This window comes from Amycolatopsis sp. YIM 10 (assembly GCF_009429145.1).
In the GTDB taxonomy this organism is placed as follows: Bacteria; Actinomycetota; Actinomycetes; order Mycobacteriales; family Pseudonocardiaceae; genus Amycolatopsis.
Genome location: NZ_CP045480.1, coordinates 4,738,851 through 4,758,653, shown reverse-complemented (window position 1 = coordinate 4,758,653; position 19,803 = coordinate 4,738,851). Strand labels below are relative to the sequence as shown.

2 protein-coding genes are annotated in these 19,803 nt (G+C 73.8%); both read right to left on the bottom strand.

Going from position 1 to position 19,803, the window contains the following annotated elements:
• Positions 1–20: 20 nt before the first annotated feature.
• Positions 21–7,244: a non-ribosomal peptide synthetase gene (locus YIM_RS22750; protein ID WP_153032261.1), complete on the bottom strand. Its 7,224-nt coding sequence runs from the start codon at positions 7,242–7,244 to the stop codon at positions 21–23.
• The gene (locus YIM_RS22745) at positions 7,234–19,803 is read right to left on the bottom strand and encodes a non-ribosomal peptide synthetase (protein WP_153032260.1); all 12,570 of its coding nucleotides are present in this window, start codon (positions 19,801–19,803) and stop codon (positions 7,234–7,236) included. Before YIM_RS22745 ends, YIM_RS22750 begins: the two co-directional genes overlap by 11 nt.

Sequence of the window (19,803 nt, the reverse complement as noted above, 5' to 3'; positions counted from 1 at the left end):
CCACTCCTCGGTCCTGCTCGTCAGCGGTCGATGATTTCGTCCAGCACGGCGGCCAGCTCGAACACGTGCGGGGGGAACAACGCGGTCCGGTGGTCGCCGGGAACCTCGCTGACCCGCACCCCGTCCTCGGCCAGCTGCCGCCACTGGTCGAGATAGGCGTCGAAGGAACTGCCGAAGATGTCCGCGTACCCGCCCGCGACCAGTTCGGCGCAGACGACCACGTCCACCGAGCCCGCGTACCGGGGGAAGCGGTAGTGCAAGCGGAGTTCGGCGATCTCCCGCCAGCTGCGCAGCCTGCTCGCCCAGCCCTCGTCGAGCCCCTCCTCGTCGAACAGGGAGTCGCCGTCGTCGACCACCTTGCGCAGGACGTCCACCAGTTCGGCCCTGACCTCGGCCCGCTCGGTCCCGTCCTGGCCGGGCAGGGACGCCAGCAGGCCCTCCGCCCGGCGCAGCACCCGCACGTTCTCCGCGAGCGGGCTGTTGCCCGCCGACGGGTACTCGATGGGGTCGATCAGGATCAACCGGACCCGCTCACCGAGTTCCCGGAGGTACCGGGCCATCTCCCAGGCGATTCCGCTGGAACCGCACCAGCCGAGCACGTGGTACGGGCCGGCCGGGCGCTCGGCCCTGAGCTCGGCCACATAGCTGCGCGCGACCTCGGCGAGGCTGCCCGCCACCGCTGTCTCATCGTGCAGTCCCGGCCACTCGAAGGCGGCCAGCGGCCGTCGCCCCGCGTAGGCGTCGGCCAGACCGCGGTACCAGTGCGCGCTCCCACCGCCGGGGTGGACGCAGAACAACGGGGCCCCCTCGCCGTCCCGGCCCAGCCACACCAGCGACGGCGGCCGGGCCCGTGACTCCGGGTCGAGGGCCGCGACGCCGGCGAGACCGCGCACCGTCCGATGGGTAAGGAAATCCCGGAATGTCAGCTCGATGCCGTGCTCACGGGAGAGCTGGGCGACGATCCTCAGGGTGAGCAGCGAATGGCCGCCCAGTGCGTAGAAGTCGTCGTTCCCGCCGACCCGCTCGAGGCCGAGCTCGACCGCCCACACCGCGGCGATCGCCTCTTCGGTCCGGCCCCTCGGCGGGACGTAACGCGTGCCCACCTCCGGCCGCACCTGCCCCGGATCCGGCAGCGCGTCCCGGTCGACCTTCCCGTTCGGCAACCGAGGGAACGCCTCCATCGCCACAAAATGGGCAGGCACCATGTGACCGGGCAGGTGGCGGCTCACGTGCTGGTTCAGCTCGCCCATGCTGGTGGTCGCGTCGCGCAGGATCACGTACGCGGCGAGCCGCTTGACCTCCCTCGGCCCGGTGACCGGGTGCACCACCGCACCCCGCACCCCCGGGTGCGCGGCGATCGTGTTCTCGATCTCGCCGAGCTCGACCCGGAAGCCGCGGATCTTCAGCTGGTGGTCGCGGCGGCCGAGGATCTCGATCCGGCCGTGCCGATCGAGCCTGCCGATGTCCCCGGTCGCATACATCCGGCCACCCGGCACCGGGGTGAAGGGGTCGGGCAGGAACACGCCGGCGGTGATGCCCGGCTGGCCGAGGTAACCACGCGCCAGCCCCCCGCCACCGACGAACAACTGCCCCGGCACACCGGCGGGCACGGGGTTCAGGTCGTCGTCGAGCAGGTAGTTCGTGGTGTTGGCGGCGGAGAACCGGTACGGCGGGGTGTCGTCGCCGAAATGCCTGGTGTTGAAGCTGTACACGGTCACCTCGGTCGGGCCGTACATGTCCCAGACCTTGGCGCCGCCGGCGCACAGCCAGCGCATGAGATCGGCGTCGGTCGCCTCGCCGCCGGAGATCCGCCGGAGGGACGCGGGCGGCGTCCACCCCGCCCCGGCCAGCATCCGCCAGGTCGTCGGCGTCGCGATCATCAACGTCGCCTCGCGCCCCCGCAGCAACTCGGCCAGCGCCAGCGGGTCCCTGGCGAAGTCGTCACCGGCGAGCACGAGAAGCCCGCCTGCGGTCAGCGCGGTGAACACGTCCAGCTGCCAGACGTCGACCACCGCGGGCATGACCGTGACGATCACGTCCCGCTCGGTCAGCTCGAGGTCCCGGCGCAGCGCGCACACCCGGTCGGTGAGCGCCCCGTGCGGGATCATGACGCCCTTCGGCCGCCCGGTCGATCCGGAGGTGTGCACGACGTAGACCAGCTCGTCCTGGGGCGGGTGGTGCACGGCGGCCGCGGTCCCGGCGGGCACGGCCGGTGCGCCGGTGATGGTCACCAGCGAGGCCGAATCCAGGCGCCCGGCGATCGCGGCGGTGGTGATCAGCACCCGGACACCGGCCGCCCGCAGCGTCCCGGTCACGCGTTCGGCCGGGTGCCCGGGATCCATCGGCACGTAGGCCGCACCGGCGGAGAGCACACCGAGCACGGCGGCCACCAGTTCCGGCTTCTGCGGCAGGGCCAGGCCGACCAGGTCACCGGCCCGTACCCCGGCCTCGCGCAGCGCGGCGGCCCACGCCTGGGCCCGGTCCCACAGCTCGCGGTAGGTGAGCTCGCCGCCGGCCCCGGCCACCGCCGGCGCGTCCGGGGTCCGCGCGGCGTGTTCGGCCACCAGTTCGTGCACCCCGCGGGCCGGTACCGGGACCCGGTCCGCGTCCCGCTCGGCCAGCAGGCGGTCCCGCTCGTCCGACGGCAGCAACGGCACCCGGCGGCTACCACCGGGGTCGGTGGCCATCAGCTCGAGCGCACGCCGGTACATCCGGGCGAGCAGTTCGGCGTGACGGCGCCCGATCCACGCGGACTTGGCGACGATGACCAGGTCGCCCGCCTCCGTGAGGGTGCACAACGGAACCTCGTTCAGGCTGACGTCGGTGCTGCCCGCCGTGTCCACCGCCTCCCGGTCCAGGACGTGGAAGTTGAGGAAGTTGAACTCCACGTCGACCAGCCGGCTCCCGGCGGCGAACTCACGCTGCAGTTCCGGCAGGGGGAACCTGCGGTGCGGCCACAGCGCCACCTCCTCGTCGAACACGGCGGCGACCAGCTCACGCCAGGTGCCCGCACCGGCAGGCGCGACGAAGGGCACGGTGTTGAGGAACATGCCGCGCACCTGGTCGCCGCCTTCGGCCTCGGTCCGTCCATTGCAGACAAGCCCCGAGTAGAACGGCTCCTCGCCCGCGACCACGCGCCACACCGCGAGGTGCGCGGCGAGCAGCACGCTCTTCAGCGAGGCCCCCGCCAGCTCGGCCAGCTTCCGCAGCCCGGCCTCGAGATCGCGGTAGGGAACGCGCAGGTGGTAGTCGGCCGGTCCCGCGGGGTCGGCCCATTCCGCGGGGATCAGCAGCCTCGCCGCCCCCTCCAGCCGCTCCGCCCAGAACTGCCGGTCGGCCCCGTCGCGCAGGCTGCGCTGCTCCTGCGCGATGAAGTCGGCGAACCGGACCGAGGGCACCGCACCCGGCCGCGGCGGGCGGCCGTCCCGGATCGCCCGGTAGCTGTCGAGCAACTCCGTGACGACCGAGTTGTGGCTCCAGCCGTCCAGGATCGCGTGGCACTCGGTCAGCGAAAGGAACCACCGGTCGTCGCCGACCTGGTGGGCGTGGAAGCGGATGAGCGGCGCCGTACCGAGGTCGAAGACCTGTTCCCGTTGTCGCGTCCGGAACTCGTCCATCCACTGCCGCTGCTCCTCGGCGGAGGAGCGGCGCAGATCCTCGTGGCCGAACTCCGCCTTCGCCGCGACGTGCACGAGCTGCACGGGCTCGGTGAACGAGGAGAGGTCGAACGAGGTGCGCAGGATCTCGTGGTTGGCCACGACCGCGTCGGCGGCGGCGGCCACCGCGGCCGCGTCGAAGGTCCCGTCCTCGCGGATCAGGTAGCTGGTGACGTTGTGGTAGTTGTTCCGCTCGGGATCGGCGAGCATCTCGTAGACCATGCCCGTCTGCATCCGGCCCATCGGGTACGCGTCGAGCACGCCGGCCGGGACCTTCGCCCGGTCCTCGGCCGAAAGCAGCGCGAACGGCCGGGTGCCGCCGTGTTCCCCGGTGCCCGCCGCCTCACCGGCGTGCGCACCGCGCAGTTCGGCGATGCTCTGGTGGCGGAAGATGTCCTGGACCGAGTAGTGGAAACCGCTCGCCCTGAGCTTGCCGACGAGGCGGACGGCGAGGATGGAGTCCCCGCCGGAGGCGAAGAAGTTGTCCCGCATCCCGACTCGCGGCAGCCCGAGCACCTCGGCGAAGATGCCGGCGATGGTCTCCTCGCGGGTGTTGCCGGGCGCGACGTACTCCGGCACCTCCTGGTCCAGCCGGGAACCGCCGGGGGCGGGCAGGGCGCGGCGGTCGACCTTGCCGTTCACCGTGAGCGGCAGCTTGGGCACGTTCATGAAGATCGAGGGCACCAGGTAGCCGGGCAGCCGTTCGGCCACGTGGGCCCGCAGCTCCGAGACGGGGACCGTCGCGGCGTCCTTCGACACGACGTACCCGACCAGCCTGCGGTCTCCGGGTGCCGGTTCGTCCACGGTGACGACCGCGGCCTCCACGCCGGGATGCTCGGCGAGGCACGACTCGACCTCGCCGAGTTCGACCCGGAAGCCCCTGATCTTGACCTGGTCGTCGAAGCGGCCGAGGAAACCGATCTCGCCGCCGGCGAGGACGCGCGCCTTGTCACCGGACCGGTAGAGGCGGGCACCCGGCGCGCCGAACGGGTCGGGGACGTAGCGCTGGGCGGTCAGCCCGGGGCGGCCGAGGTAGCCGCGTGTGACACCAGGACCCCCGACGTAGATCTCGCCCGGCACGCCGACCGGCACCGGCCGCATCCGTTCGTCCAGCACGTACATCGTCAGATCCCGCATCGGCGGTCCGATCGGGCTGCGATCGCCTGCCAAGTCCGGGATCCCGAGTGGGCGGTAGGTGACGTGCACGGTCGTCTCGGTGATCCCGTACATGTTCACGATGCGCGGCGCGGTGTCGCCGAACCGCTCCCACCACGGCCGGAACGCGCCCACGTCCAGCGCCTCGCCGGCGAGGACCACCAGGCGCAGCCGGAGCCGGTCGAGCACGGACCCGGCCGAGCCGACGAGCTCGATGAGGTTCCGGAACGCCGACGGTGTCTGGTTCAGCACGGTCACGCCCTCGTCCGCGAGCAGCGTGGCCAGTTCCCACGGGGAGCGAGTCACCTCCTGGGAGAGGACGACGAGCCGCCCGCCGTAGAGGAACGTGCCCCAGATCTCCCAGACCGAGACGTCGAAGGCGTACGAGTGGAACAGCGCCCAGACGTCCTCGGGGCCGAACCGGTAGTCGTCTTCGGTCGCGGTGAGCAGCCGCACCACGTTGGCGTGGGTGACCTGCACGCCCTTGGGCCGTCCGGTCGATCCGGAGGTGTAGATGACGTACGCGAGGTTGTCCGGGTGGGTCATCACGCTGGGTGCCGTCGCGGGCCCGGCCGCGATCCGCCCGGCTTCCTCCGGCTCGTCGAGAACGATCACCTCGCCCGCCGGCGCGACCGCCCGCACCCGTGCGGCCGGTCCGGCTTCGGTGACCACGACCCTGGCGGCGGCGTCCCGCACGAGGAACTCGAGGCGCTCGGCCGGGTATTCCGGATCCAGCGGCAGGTAGGCCGCGCCCGCCTTCAGCACCGCGAGCAGGCTGACGACCAGGTCGATACCGCGGGAAAGGCAGACGCCCACCAGGTCCTCGGCTCCCACCCCGGCCGCGACCAGCCGATGGGCCAGCCGATTGGCCCGTGCGTCCAGTTCGCCGTAGGTCAGGTGCCTGCCCTCGAACGTCAGCGCCACCGCGTCCGGGCGACGGCGGGCCTGCCGGGCGAACCGCTCGTGCAGGCACGGCGCGGCGGGAGCGGTCCCGGCCGGCCGGCGGACCAGCCGGCCGAGTTCGGCGGGGCCGAGCAACGGCAGCTCGCCGATCCGCCGGTCCGGCTCGGCGGTGGCCGCGGCGAGCAGGCGGAGGTAGTGCTCGGCCATCCTGCGCGCGGTCGCCGTGTCCAGCAGGGCGTGCGGGAAGGTCACCTCACCGGAGAGCGAGCCGTCGGGGCGTTCCTCCAGCGTCCAGCTCAGGTCGAACTTCGCCTGCCGCGACTCGATCGGCATCAGTTCGCCCGACACCGCGCCCGCCTCGAACCGGAACGGCTCGTTGTTCTGCAGGATGAAGTTGACGTTCACCAGTGGGTGCGTGGCCAGGTCCCGGTCGACCACCAGCGCGTCGACGACGCGCTCGAACGGGACGTCCTGGTGGGCGTAGGCGTCGATCGCGGTGTGCCGGGCCCGGTCGAGCAGCTCGGCGAAGGCCGGATCGCCGCGGAGGTCCGCGCGCAGCGCGATGGTGTTGACGAACAGGCCGATCAGGCCGTGGGCGTCGGCGTGGGTCCGGCCGGCGATCGGGGTGCCGACGGCGAAGTCGTCCTGGCCGGTGTAGCGGTGCAGCAGCGACCAGAACACCGCCAGGTACACCATGAACGGCGTGGCCTGGTGCGCACCGGCCAGCGCCGCGGCGGCCCGGCCGAGCTCGGCGGGGACGTCGAAGGTCACCGTGGCGCCGTCGGGTTCCCACACCGGCGGCCGGAGCCGGTCGGCCGGCAGTTCCAGCGCGGGCAGGTCACGGAGGTGGCGCACCCAGTACTCCAGCGCGCTGTCCAGTCGCCCGCCGGTGGCCTCGGCCCGTTGCCAGGCAGCGAAGTCCGCGTACTGCAGGGTGGGCGCGGGCAGCTTCTCGCCGACGCACAACGCGGCCAGTTCCCTGGCCAGCAGGCTGCCGGACCAGCCGTCGACCGCGATGTGGTGGAACACGATCGCGAGCACGTGTTCCACCGGCGTGAGCCGGATCAGCCGCGCCCGCAGGATCGGCCCCTCGGCGAGGTCGAACGGGCGGGTGGTGTCCGCGGCGAGCAGGGCGTCCAGCTCGGCGGGACCGGCGCCACCGAGGTCGTCGAAGGCCAGTTCGACACCGGAGGGCGGATCGATCCGCTGGACGGGTTCGCCGTCGGCGTCGGTGGTGTAGCGGGTGCGCAGGATCTCGTGGCGTCGCACCAGTTCGTCCAGCGCGCCACCGATGTCGAGTCCGGAAAGGTCGCCGCGCAGCCGGAACACCAGCGGCACCAGGTATTCGGCCCCGCCCCGGAACTGGTCCAGCACCCAGAGCCGCCGCTGGGCGAAGGAAAGCGGGAGCGCGCCGTCCCGCGGCACCGGCGTGATGGCGGCTTCCCGCGGGACCTCCTGGCGGGATCGGCGGAGGTGAGCACGCAGGAGGTCGGCGCCTCGGCCCGCCCGCTGCGGCACGTCAGGGCTCATCGTCACTTCTCTCCGATCGCTGGGAACTGCGCGCGCGGGCGGCCTCCTGGTCCGCCTGTGCCTCGGCGAGGCGTTCCAGTGCGGCGGCCTGCGCGCTGACGGTGGTGGCCTCGAAGAGCACCCGCAGGGGGATCTCGATGCCGAACAAGTCCTGCAGCCGGGTCATCAACCGGGTGGCGAGCAGTGAATGGCCGCCGAGGTCGAAGAACTCGTGTTCCACGCCGACCGTGTCGAGCCCGAGCACCTCGGCCCACGCCCCGGCGATCGCCTCCTCCACCTCGTCGCGGGGGGCGACGGCCTCGCCTGCCGGGTCACCGCCCGGTTCGGGCGGGGGCAACGCCTTCCGGTTCACCTTCTGGCTGGCGAACCGGGGCAGTTCGGCGAGCGGCACGAACACCGCGGGCACCATGTGCTCGGGAAGCCGATCGCGCAGGTAGCCGCGCAACTCGCGGTCCGGCGGCGGAGCCTGCTGCCCGGGCACCACGTAGCCGACCAGCCTGCGGTCACCACCTGGCAGGTCCTGCGCGGCCACGGCGGCCGCACGGACCGAGGGGTGCCCGGCCAGCGCCGCCTCGATCTCGCCGAGTTCCACCCGGAACCCGCGGATCTTCACCTGGGTGTCGACCCGGCCGAGGAACTCCATCACCCCGTCCGCGCGGTAGCGGGCCCGGTCCCCCGTCCGGTAGAGCCGGTCGCCGGGTCGCTCCGCGAACGGGTCCGGCACGAACCGGTCCGCGGTCTGCCGGGGCTGTCCCCGGTAGCCGCGGCCCACCCGGACCCCGCCGAAGCAGACCTCTCCCGGTACGCCGACACCGACCGGCTCGAGCGCCTCGTCGAGCACGTAGGCCCGAGTGCCGGGGATGGGCCTGCCGATGGGCAAGGCCGTTTCCGGCGCCGCCGCGGCCACCTCGGGCGCCGTCACCTCGTGGGTGGTGCCGAAGATGGTGGTCTCGGTCTGGCCGTAGAGGCTGATCAGCCGGGCGTCCAGCCCGGTTTCCAGCCAGCGGCGCGCGTCGTCGTGGGTCACCACGTCCCCGGCCACGATCATCAGCCGCAGGCTGGCCGCGCGCGGGTCGTGCCGTCGGACACCGGCCACCACCTCGCGGAAGTACGCGGGCGCGATCGCGACCATGGTCACCCCCTGCTCGGCGATCCGGTCGAACAGTTCGGCGGGCGGGACCACCCCGGGCTCGCTGACCACCACGGTGGCGCCGGCGAGCAGCGGCGCGGCGATCTGTTCCATGGCCGGGTCGAAGGTGAGCGGCGCGAAGAACAGGCACCGGTCGTTCTCGCCGAGGCCGAACAGCTCGATGACCACCCGGCAGTGATGCGCGAACGCCTGGTGGGAGATCATCACGGCCTTGGGCCTGCCGGTCGAGCCGGAGGTGTAGACCATGTACGCCAAGCGGCCGGGGTCCCCTCGCGGCAGGTCTGCCGGCGGCGCCTCCCCGGCGGCGTCAGCGGCGTCGACGGCGATCACGGGGGCAGGCAGCGGGCCCAGTTCGCCGAGCAGCCCGGTCTCGGTGACCACGGCCGCCGGCGCCAGGTCGTCGAGCATGAGCGCCAGCCGCTCGGCCGGGTGCGCGGGATCGAGCGGCACGAACACCCCACCGGCTTCCAGCACGGCGAGGAACACCACCACCCCGGCCGGACTGCGGTCGAGCACGACGGCGACCGGTGACTCCGGGCGCACTCCCGCGGCGTGCAGGCGCCTCGCCAGCGCGCTCGCCCGATCCGCCAGCTCGGCGTAGGTCAGCCGCTCGCCTCCGCCGACCACGGCCGTCGCGTCCGGCGTGCTCGCGACCCGGGCCGCGAACGCCTCGGTCAGGGTCTCCCCCTCACCCCGCGGCCGCGACTGGGGCGGGTTCCACTCCACCAGCGCCCGGTGGCGTTCGCTCACGTCCAGCATCGGCAGCCGCGTGAGCCTGGCTTCCGGAGCACGCGCCATCGATCCGGCGAGGGTGCGGAAGTGCCCGGCGAGCCGGCGCATCGTGCCCTCGGTGAACAACGCGGCCGCGTACTCCAGTTCCACGCCGTAACCACCGCCCGCCTCGGCGGTGAGCAGCATGGTGACGTCGAACTTGGCCGCCGTGTACCCGGTGGGCAGCCTGCGCACGTCCAGCCCGGCCAGCCGCGGCACCTCCGGCCGCGTGTCGCGGAGCCCGAACGTGAGGTCCACCAGCGGCGAGCGGGAGAGGTCCCGCTGCGGGGCGAGCTCCTCCACGAGGCGGTCGAAGGGCAGTTCGTCGTGGCCGACCCCGTCGAGCACGCTTTCCCGCACGCGGTCGATCAGGGTCAGCGCACTCGGGTCGTCGGTCACGTCCACCCGCACCACCACGGTGTTCAGCAGCGGGCCGACCACGTTCTCCAGTTCCGGCCTGCCGCGGTCCGCGACGACCGTGCCGATGGCGAGGTCGCCGGAGCCGGTGTACCGGCGCAGCGTCGCGGCGAAGACCGCGAGGAACACCATGAACGGCGTCGCTCCCCGGCGACGGCCCACCGCCACCAGCGGTTGCGCGACAGCGGCGGGGAGGTGGGCCTCGACCGTCGCGCCGCGGCCGTCGCGCACGGCGGGCCGCGGCCGGTCGGCGGGCAGCTCCAGCGGTTGCATCCCGGCCAGGCGTTCCCGCCAGTAGGCCAGCTCGCGTCGCAGCACCTCGCCGGTCAGGTGCGCGCGCTGCCAGATCGCGTAGTCGGCGTACTGCAGCGGGCGGGGCCGCAGGACGGCGGTCCCGCCGTCGACCCTGGCCCGGTAGTACTCGGCCAGCTCGCGCGCCATGATCTCCTCGGACCAGACGTCACACACGATGTGGTGCATGACCAGCAGGAACACGTGGTCCTCGGCACCGAGCCGGATCAGGTGCGCGGTGACCGGGGCCCCGGCGGAGAGGTCGAACGGGGTATCGACGAGTGCGCGGATCAGCTCGGCCAGCCGCGCTTCGCCCGCCTCCGGCCGCTCGATGACCGGCAGCGGGATCCGCCGCACCACCGGGTCCACCACCTGGACCGGTGTGCCGTCCGCTTCGGTGACGTAGCGGGTGCGCAGGATGTCGTGCCGGGCCAGCAGGTCAGCGAGCGCGCCCGCCAGCGCGCCGGTGTCGAGCGGACCGCCGAGCCGGAGCGCCCAGCCCACCTGGTACTGGGCACCACCGGGCTGGAGCCGGTCCAGCAACCACAGCCGCTGCTGGCTGAAGGACAGCGGGGCGGGGCCGTCCCGTCGCGCGGCCGGAATCACCTCGCGCGCTCCCCCGTCGCCCTGCTCGACGGCACGCTCGGTGAGGCGGGCCGCCAGCGCTGCCACGGTGCGGTCCTCGAACACCGCACGCACCGAGACCGGCATCCCGAACGCGGCTCGCAGCCGGCCCGCGACGCGGACCGCGAGCAGGGAATGACCGCCGAGGTCGAAGAAGTCGTCGGTCACGCCGACCGCGTCGAGCCCCAGCACGCCGGCCACGATGTCCGCGACGAGCTTCTCGTCCGCGTTCCGCGCCGGCACCAGCTCGGCGCCATCACGGGTGCCGTCGGGCTCGGGAAGTGCGGCGCGGTCGACCTTCCCGCTGGAGGTCGTCGGCAGCTCGTCCAGCGTGATCAGGACCGAGGGCACGTACGGTTCGGGCAGCCGCGCCAGCAGATAGGCCCTGATCTCCTGGTGCGGCGGCCGCTCCGCCCTCGGCACGAGATAGCCGACGAGCCGCGGGGCGCCCTCCGGACCCGGTCGAGCGACGACGGCGACCGCGGCGAGTGCCGGATGCCCGCTCAGCACGGCCTCGACCTCACCGAGCTCGACGCGGACACCCCGGATCTTCACCTGGTCGTCGGTGCGGCCGAGGAACTCGAGCACCCCGTCCCGCCTGCGCCGGACCACGTCACCGGTGCGGTAGGCGCGGGCACCGGGCGGGCCGAACGGATCCGGCACGAACCGGTCCGCGGTCAGCCGGGGCCGCCCGAGGTACCCCCTGGCCAGCCCCTCGCCCCCCAACGCCAGCTCGCCGGGAACCCCGACCGGGGCGAGGCGGCCGTCGGGGGTGTGGACCACCACGCGGGTGTTGTCCAGCGGCAGGCCGATGGGCACGACTCCGGTCCTCGCGCCGTCCGCGTGGAACGTCCACGAGGTCACGTCGATCGAGCACTCCGTGGGGCCGTACGTGTTCACCAGCACCGCGGAAAGCCGCGCGCACAGCCGGGCGGCGAGTTCCACCGGCAGCGGCTCGCCCGCGGAAAGGACCAGCCGCAGTGACCGGCAGCGGCTCAGCCCCGGCTCCTCGGCGAGCACCCGGTAGAACGAAGGCACGCCCTGCAACACGGTGATCCGCCGCCGGACCAGCTCGTCGACGAGGGCGGCGGGATCGCGTTCGGCGCCGTCCGGGGCGAGCACCACCGTGCCGCCGGAGACCAGCGGGCCGAAGAACTCCCAGACCGAGGCGTCGAAGGTGACCGCCGTCTTCTGCAGTAGCCGGTCCCGCGGTCCGAGACCGTGGTGTTCCACTGCCCACAGCACGCGGTTGCGGATCCCGCGGTGCGGCACGGCCACGCCTTTCGGCCGCCCGGTGGAACCGGAGGTGTAGCTGACGTAGGCGATCGCGTCGGGGTCGGTGGTGACCGGGGCGTCCCCGCCCTCCAGGCGGGCGATCGCGGCGGCGTCGGCAGCGAGGCTCAGCACGGCGACGCCGTGGCCGGCGGCAGGCGACGGTTCGGCGTCCACCAGCACCAGGCGCGCGCCGGAGTCGGCCAGCATCCAGGCCAGCCGGTCCGCGGGGTGGTCGGGATCGAGCGGCAGGTACGCGGCTCCCGCCCGGTGGACGGCGAGCAGTGCGACCACGAGATCGGGCCGGCGGGCCGAGCACACGCCCACCACGTCGTCCCGGCCGATCCCGGCCGCCAGCAGGTGCCGCGCGAGGCGGTTCGCCCGGATCTCGAGCTCGGCGTAGGACAGTGCGCCCGCGGCACCGTCCACCGCGACCGCGTCCGGGGTGCGCGCGGCCTGCTCGGCCACCAGTTCGGCGAGCCCGAGGGCGGGCCGGGGCCGGACAGCACCGCGCGAGCCCTCGATGAGCGCGTTTCGCTCGGCCGCGTCGAGCACGTCCAGCCTGCCGATCGGGGTCTCCGGCCGGTCCGCCGCCGCGCCGAGGAGCCGCAGGTAGTGCCGGGCGAGCCGGTCGACGGTCTGCCGATCGAACAGTGCCGTCGCGTACTCGATCTCGCCGGTCAGGCCGCCGTCGGCGCCACGGGCCAGTTCGAGGGTGAAGTCGAACTTCGCCGTGCGCGTGGGCACCGGCTCCGGCGTGATCTCCAGTCCGGGCAGCCGGAAGCGCCTGCCGTCGTCCTCGCGGAAGGCGAACAGCACCTGGAACAACGGATTGCGGGAGAGGTCGCGGCGCGGCGCGAGTTCCTCCACGAGCCGCTCGAACGGCAGCTCGTCGTGCAGGTACGCCTCGCCGGCGGTGTCACTGACCCGGCCGAGCAGTTCGGTGAAGGACGGCTCGCCACCGAGATCCGCTCGCAGCACCACGGTGTTGGCGAAGAAGCCGACGAGATTCTCGACCTGCGTTCCGCCGCGGCCGGCCACCGGCACCCCGACCGCGACGTCCGCCCGGCCGGTGTACCGGGCGAGCAACGCGAGGAACCCCGCGAGATAGGTCATGAACCCGGTGGCGCCCGCCTGCCGTCCCAGCCGGTCCAGCCGGCTCGCCAGTGGCGGCGGCACGCTGAACCGCAGGGCCGCGCCCCTGGCGTCGCGGGTGGCCGGTCGCGGCCGGTCGGCGGGCAGCTCGGTCGGTTCCAGGCCGGCGAGCCGGGCCCGCCAGTAACCGAGCAGATCCACCAGGACCGCACCGGAAAGCCGCTCACGCTGCCAGGCGGCGAAATCGCCGTACTGCACCGGCGGGTACTGGGGCTCCTCTCCGCGGTAGCCCGCCGCCAGCTCGGCCACCAGCCGGTCCATCGACACCGCATCGACGGCGATGTGGTGGACCGCCAGTACCAGCACGTGCTCGCCGGGGCCGGCCACGACCAGCCGCGCCCGCAGCACCGGGCCGGTCGCCAGGTCGATCGGAGTGGCCAGTTCCTCGTCGAGCACGGCGTCCGGGCTCGCGTGCTCGGCCGCCAGCTCGATCCGCGCCGGCGGATCGTCGACGACCTGGATCGGATCACCGTCGGGCTCCGCGCGGTAGCGGGTGCGCAAGACCTCGTGGCGAGCCACCACGCCGGTGACTGCGCGAGTCAGCGCGCCGATGTCCAACCTGCCGCGCAGCCGGAACGCGGTCACGACGAGGTAGTCGGTGCTGCCCGGCACGAGCTGGTCGAGCAGCCACAGCCGCTGCTGCGCGAAGGACAGCGGCAGCGGTCGTGACCTCGGCACCGGCGTGATGGGCGGTGGTGCGTCCCCGCCATCGGCGGCCGCGGCGTCCGCTCCTTCCGGGTGCGCCAGCTCCGCCGCCGCCCCGAACATCGTGCTGACCTTGGCCAGCGCGCGGTGAGCGGCCACTTCGGCGAGCGCGGCCACGGTCTGCGCGGCGAACACGTCCCGCACCGAGACCGGCACCCCGAGCCGCTCGCGCAGCCTGGCCACCACCTTGGTGGCGAGCAACGACTCCCCGCCGAGGTCGAAGAAGCGGTCGTGCCTGCCCACCCGGTCGACCCCGAGCAGCGAGGCCCAGATCCCGGCGATCGCCTCTTCCGCCGGGGTCGCCGGAGCGGCGTAGGTCTCCGGCTCCCCCGGCGTCAGTGCGGGCAGCGCCCGGCGGTCGATCTTCCCGTTGCCCAGCAGGGGCAGCTCGGGGTGCAGGCCCCACAACGCCGGCACGAGGTAGGCGGGCAGGCGTTCGGCGAGGTGCGCCCGCAATCCCGCGACCGTGACCGCGCCCTGGTCGGCCGCGACGTGGGCGGCCAGCCGGGCATTGCCGGGGTCCGACCGGTCGACGACCACGGCCGCGGCCCGCACGGCGGCGTGCTCGGCCAGCACGCTCTCGACCTCACCGGGCTCGACGCGGAAACCGCGGATCTTGACCTGCTGGTCACCGCGGGCGAGGAAGACGAGAGCGCCGTCGGGTCCGCGCCGGGCGAGGTCACCGGTCCGGAACAGGCGCGCTCCCGGCTCGGCCGCGAAGGGGTCCGGGACGAACCTGTCGGCGGTGAGCCTGCCGCGCGCCAGATATCCGGGCCCGACGCCGTGGCCGCCGATGTAGATCTCCCCTGCCACGCCGTCGGGAACGGCTCGCATGGCGGCGTCGAGGAGGTGCACGCTCGCCCCGGGGATCGCGCGGCCGATCGGCACCGGGCCGGGGGCGACTTCGCCGGCCGGCACGATGTGGACGCAGCAGGCGACGGCGGTCTCGCTCGGGCCGTAGCTGTTGACGACCGTGGTCCCGGGAGCGTGGGCCGACCAGCCGGCGAGCTGTTCGCCGCGCAGCTCCTCTCCGCCGACGACCAGGCACCGGGTGGTCCCGGCGAGCGATTCGGCAGGCAGGGCACCGGAGAGCAGGCCGAGGTGGGTGGGGGTCAGTTTGACCAGGCTGTACGGCCCGGCCGTGCGCGCACCGCGCAGCGCCCGCGCCAGTGGCTCGATCCCGGCGTCCGTGGTGTCCACCAGCTCGACCGTGGCGCCGGCGGCCAGCACGGGGTAGAGCGCGGTCAGCGCCAGGTCGTAGGCGAGCGAGGTGTGCACCGGCGAGCCCGCCCCGGCCTCGGGGTCCAGCTCGGCGACCGCCCAGGCGGTGTAGTTCGCCAGGCCGCCATGGGTGACCATGGCCGCCTTCGGGCGTCCGGTGGAGCCCGAGGTGTAGACGGCGTAGGCCAGGTCGTCCGCGGCCAGGCCGACACCGGTGCCGGTCGGCGGCCGCGCCTGGATCCGGGCCTGCTCGGCGGGGTCGTCCAGCGCCACCAGCCTGGTCCCGGCAGGCAGTTCGGGCAGCGAACCCGCCGGGGCGATGACGAGCGGGGCCGACGAGTCCGCCAGCGCCTGCTCCAACCGCCGGACCGGGTGCTCCGGATCGAGCGGGATGTAGGCGGCACCCGTCTTGAGCACCGCCAGCAGCGCGACGACGAGATCGGTCGTCCGCGGCAGCCGGACCACCACGAACTCACCGCGGCGGGCGCCGAGTTCACGCAGCCGGTGCGCCAGCCGGTTGACCTCGCGGTCCAGTTCCGCGTAGGTGAGCGTGCGCCCGGGACCGGTGACCGCGATCGCGTCGGTGCCGGATTCGGCCGCGGCCCTCGCCGCGATCAGGTCGGGCACCACGGGCGCCGCTGGCCGCGACCGGGACACCGGTGCGGCGTCCACCGCGCCGGTGCGCAGCGGGATCCGGTCGACTCGGCTGTCCGGGTTCGCCGCCACCGCCCGCAGCAGCCGCACGTAGTGCTCGGCGAAGCCGCGCACGGTGGTCTCCTCGAAGCGGGCCACCGGGTACTCGATCCGCCCGTCGAAGCCGCCGTCGGGCCGCTCGGTCAGGTGGCAGCCGAGGTCGAACTTGGCACCGGCCGCCTCCGGCGGCTCGAACTCGGCCTGTTCACGGCCGTGCAGCACGAACACGATGCCGAACAACGGGTTGCGGGCCGGGTCCCGGTCCGGCGCCAGGTCCTCGACGACCAGTTCGAACGGAACGTCGGCGTGCGCGTAGCCTGCCACCGCCTCGGCTCGCACCACCGCGAGCAGTTCACCGAAAGTGGTCTCTCCGGTGCACTCGGCGCGCACCACGATCATGTTGACAAAATGGCCGATCAGGTTTTCCAGCTCCCGCCGGTTCCGGCCGGTGACGGGGACGCCGACGGACAGGTCGGTCCGGGCGGTGTAGCGCCGCAGGACCGCGAGGAAACCGGCGAGCAGCGTGATGAACGCGGTCGCGTCGTGCCCGCGCCCGACTTCGGCGAGACCGGCCGCGACCGGGGCGGGCACGGTGAATCGGACGGTGCCCGCCCTCGTGTCGGAGACCGGCGGGAGTGGCCGGTCCGGGCGCAGTTCGGTCGGCTCGAGACCGGCGAGCCGCTCCCGCCAGAACGCCCGCTGACGCTCCACGCGGGCACCGGCCGACCGCTCGCGCTGCCACACCGCGTAGTCGGCGTACTGCACTGGCAACGGCGGCAGGACCTCCTCCCGGTAGATGGCCCTGAGCTCGGCGGCGAGCACCTCGTGCGAGCGGTCGTCGGTGGCGATGTGGTGGAGCACGAACAGCACGAAATGCGTCCCGTCCGGCGCTCGGACGAGCCGGCAGCGCACAGGTGGGGCCGCGGCGAGGTCGAACGGGCGAGCCAGCTCCTCGGCGAGCACCGCCCGCGGCTCACCCTCGGTGACCTCGAGCCGGATCGGTGCGGGCGGGTCGATGACCTGCACGGGATCACCGGAACCGTCCGTGACGTACCGCGTGCGGAGGATCTCGTGCCGCTCGAACAGCCAGGACAGGGCGCCGGTCAGCCGATCGGGATCGACCGGGCCGGGCAGCCGGACGGCGAGCGGCTCGGCGTACGCGGTGCTCCCTGGATCGAGCTGGTGCAGGAACCACATCCGCCGCTGGGCGAACGACAGCGGCAGCGGCCCGGTTCTCGGCACCGCGGTCACCGGCGCGACCTGGCTCTCGGCGGTGGCCAGCCGGACGGCGACCCCTTCGACGGTGCGTGCCTCGAACAGCGCCGAGACCGGGAGGTCGACGTCGAATTCGGCGCGCAGGCGGCTGATCGCCCTGGTGGCGAGCAGGGAGTTGCCGCCGATGGCGAAGAAGTCCTCGGTCGCGTCCAGCACGGTGCGATCCAGCACCTCGGCCAGGATCTTCGCGACCACCTGCTCGGCCGGGGTCCGTGGCGCGCGCCGCACCGGCGCGGTGGCCGGTGCGGCGACCGGGGCAGGCAGCACCGCGCGGTCGAGCTTGCCGTTCGGTGTGGTCGGGAACGTCTCCACCACGGCGAACTGCGCCGGGATCATGTACGGCGGGACCAGCCGCGCGCAGTGCAGGTAGAGCTTGCCCGACGGGGGCGGGGACGCCGCCTCGGCGGGCAGGATGTAGGCGACCAGCCGGAGATCACCGCCCTGGCCCGCCACCGCGTGGACCACCGCGGCCCGCACCCCGGGGTGGGTGACCAGCGCGCTTTCGATCTCGCCCGGTTCCACCCGGAAGCCGCGGATCTTGAGCTGGTGGTCGGTGCGGCCGAGGATCTCGATCCGGCCATCGGCATGACGCCGGGCGACGTCGCCGGTTCGGTACAGCCTGCCGCCCCCGCTCGTGCCGTGGGGGTCCGGGACGAACCGGTCCGCGGTCAGGCCCGGCCTGCCGAGGTAGCCGGCGGCCAGCCCGCGGCCGCCGATGTACAGCTCGCCGCGGCCGCCGAGCGGAACGGGTTCGAGCCGGTCGTCGAGCACGTACAGGGTGGTGTTCGCCACCGCGGTGAAGTCACGCACCGTCCCGTTCTCGAGCCGGGCGACCGACGACCACACGGTCGTCTCGGTGGGCCCGTAGAGGTCCCAGAGCCGCACGCCACGGGCGCAGAGGCGGTCGGCCAGTTCGGCAGGCAGCTTCTCGCCACCGCACAACGCGGTGAACCCGGCCGGCGGGGTCCAGCCGGAGTCGAGCAGCAGGCGCCAGGTCACCGGGGTCGCCTGCAGCACCCGCGCGCCGACGCGGTCCAGCATGGCCGCCAGCCGTTCCGGGTCCCTCGCCTCGGTGCGGTCGCCGATCGACACCCAGCCGCCGGTGATCAACGGCAGGAACAGTTCCAGCGCGGCGATGTCGAACGAGACGGTGGTGATCGCCGGGAACGCCGCGCCGGGGACGAGGCCGGGCCGCTCCCGCATCGACCACAGGAAGTTGGTCAGCGCGCGGTGGGTCACCAGCACGCCCTTCGGCCGCCCGGTCGACCCCGAGGTGTAGATGACGTAGGCGGGAGCGTCCAAGTCGCCGAGGTCACCCGGCACCGCCTGCCGGGGCGCGCCCGCCGGGGTGGCCGGCAGTTCGTCGATCGCGACGATGGTGGCCGTTGTCGCCGGGAGGCTCTCGCGCAACGTGGCCGTCGTGACGAGGAAGCGGGCGCCGGCGTCGCCGAGAACGTAGCGGAGCCGGTCGGCCGGGTGCTCGGGGTCGAGCGGCAGGTAGGCCGCATCGGCCAGGTGGACACCGATGAGCGTCGCGACGAGCTCGACCCCGCGAGGGAGCACGATCGCGACGAGGTCGCCCGGCCCCGCGCCGAGGCCGCGCAGGTGCCCGGCCAGCGCCTTGGCCAGTTTCATGAGCTCGGCGTAGGTGACCGCGCGACCGCCGCACTCGACCGCGCGTGCGCCGGGGGTTCTCGCCGCCTGCGCGGAGATCAGCTCGGCGACGGATGCCTCGGGCACCGGGGTCGCGGTGCCGTGAGGAGCAGGCAGCACCGCCCGGCGTTCGGCGGGCGGCAACAGCTCCATGCGACCGATCCGGAGTCCCCGGTCCCCGGCAGCGGCCGCGCACAGCCGGGCGAGTTGCGCGGCGATCCGGTCCGCGGCCTCGCGGCCGAACAGGGCGGTCGCGTACACGAGTTCGCCGGTGAACCCGCCGTCCGGTCGGTGCCGCAGGCGCGCCACCAAGTCGTAGCGGGTGGTTTCGATGCCGACCGTGAACGGGTCCGCGGCCAGCGGCCCGAACGCGACCGGCGTCTCGTCCACGACCTCGACGAGAACGCCGAGGAGCGGATTGCGGGAAAGGTCGGTACCGCCGGTCGACTGTTCGGCGAGTGCCTCGGCGTCCGCGCCGCCGGCTTCGGCCAGCGTGCCGGCGGTACGGCGGACGGCCTCCTCGAAGGGGAGGTGCGCGGGCAGCCGCAGCGGCAGCGGCACGGTCCGTCCCTCGGTGCGCAGGCCGAGAACTCCCTCCCAGCGGCCGCTGTGCCGGGCGAGGAGCGTGTGCACGACGGTGAGGAACGCGGCCGCGGTGTGCGGGCCCGCCGGGAAGGTGTCCGGCACCGGGAACCCGGCGACGGCGGCGTCGGGCTGCCACACCGGCGGCCTGCGCCGGTCCTCCGGCGATTCCGCGGCGTCGGTGGATCGCAGGAGTTCCAGCCATCGTTCATCGGGTACCAGCCGGTCCGGCACGGTCTCCTCCGGCGCGGGCGGCACCGCACCCGCGTAGTGCGCGCCGATCTCGGCGATGCGCTCGGCGAGATCGGCGGCACCGCCCGCCGACTGGTGCAGGACCAGCAGCAGCACGTGGTCGTGCTCGGCGACGGTGAGCAAGGCCGCCGCGAACGCGCGGCCGGTCAGCGTCCTGGCCATCGCCAGCGCCTCCCGCGCGCAGGCCTGTTCGACGCCGCCTTCCCCGGCCACCTCCTCGGCCGGAAGCCTCACCTCGGCGAGGACTCCCGGCGCCGGGTCGGTCACCGGGACCGGGACGCCGTCGCGGTCCACGCACCGGGTGCGGAGGCCGGGATGGCGTCGCGGCAGTTCGGCCACGGCGGCGGCCAGCGCCGGGCGGTCGAGCCGGCCCCGCAACCGCACGGCGCCGGTGGTGACGTAGCCGGTGGCGCCGGTGCCGAGCTGCTCGAGGAACCACAGTCGCCGCTGGAGGGGGCTCGGTCCGGCCCCGGGACCCGCTGGGGTGTGCCCGGTCAT

Coding starts and splice junctions, on each gene's coding strand:
- YIM_RS22750 (WP_153032261.1), bottom strand. CDS start 7,244: ATGAGCCCTGACGTGCCGCAGCGGGCGGGCCGAGGCGCCGACCTCCTG.
- YIM_RS22745 (WP_153032260.1), bottom strand. CDS start 19,803: ATGACCGGGCACACCCCAGCGGGTCCCGGGGCCGGACCGAGCCCCCTC.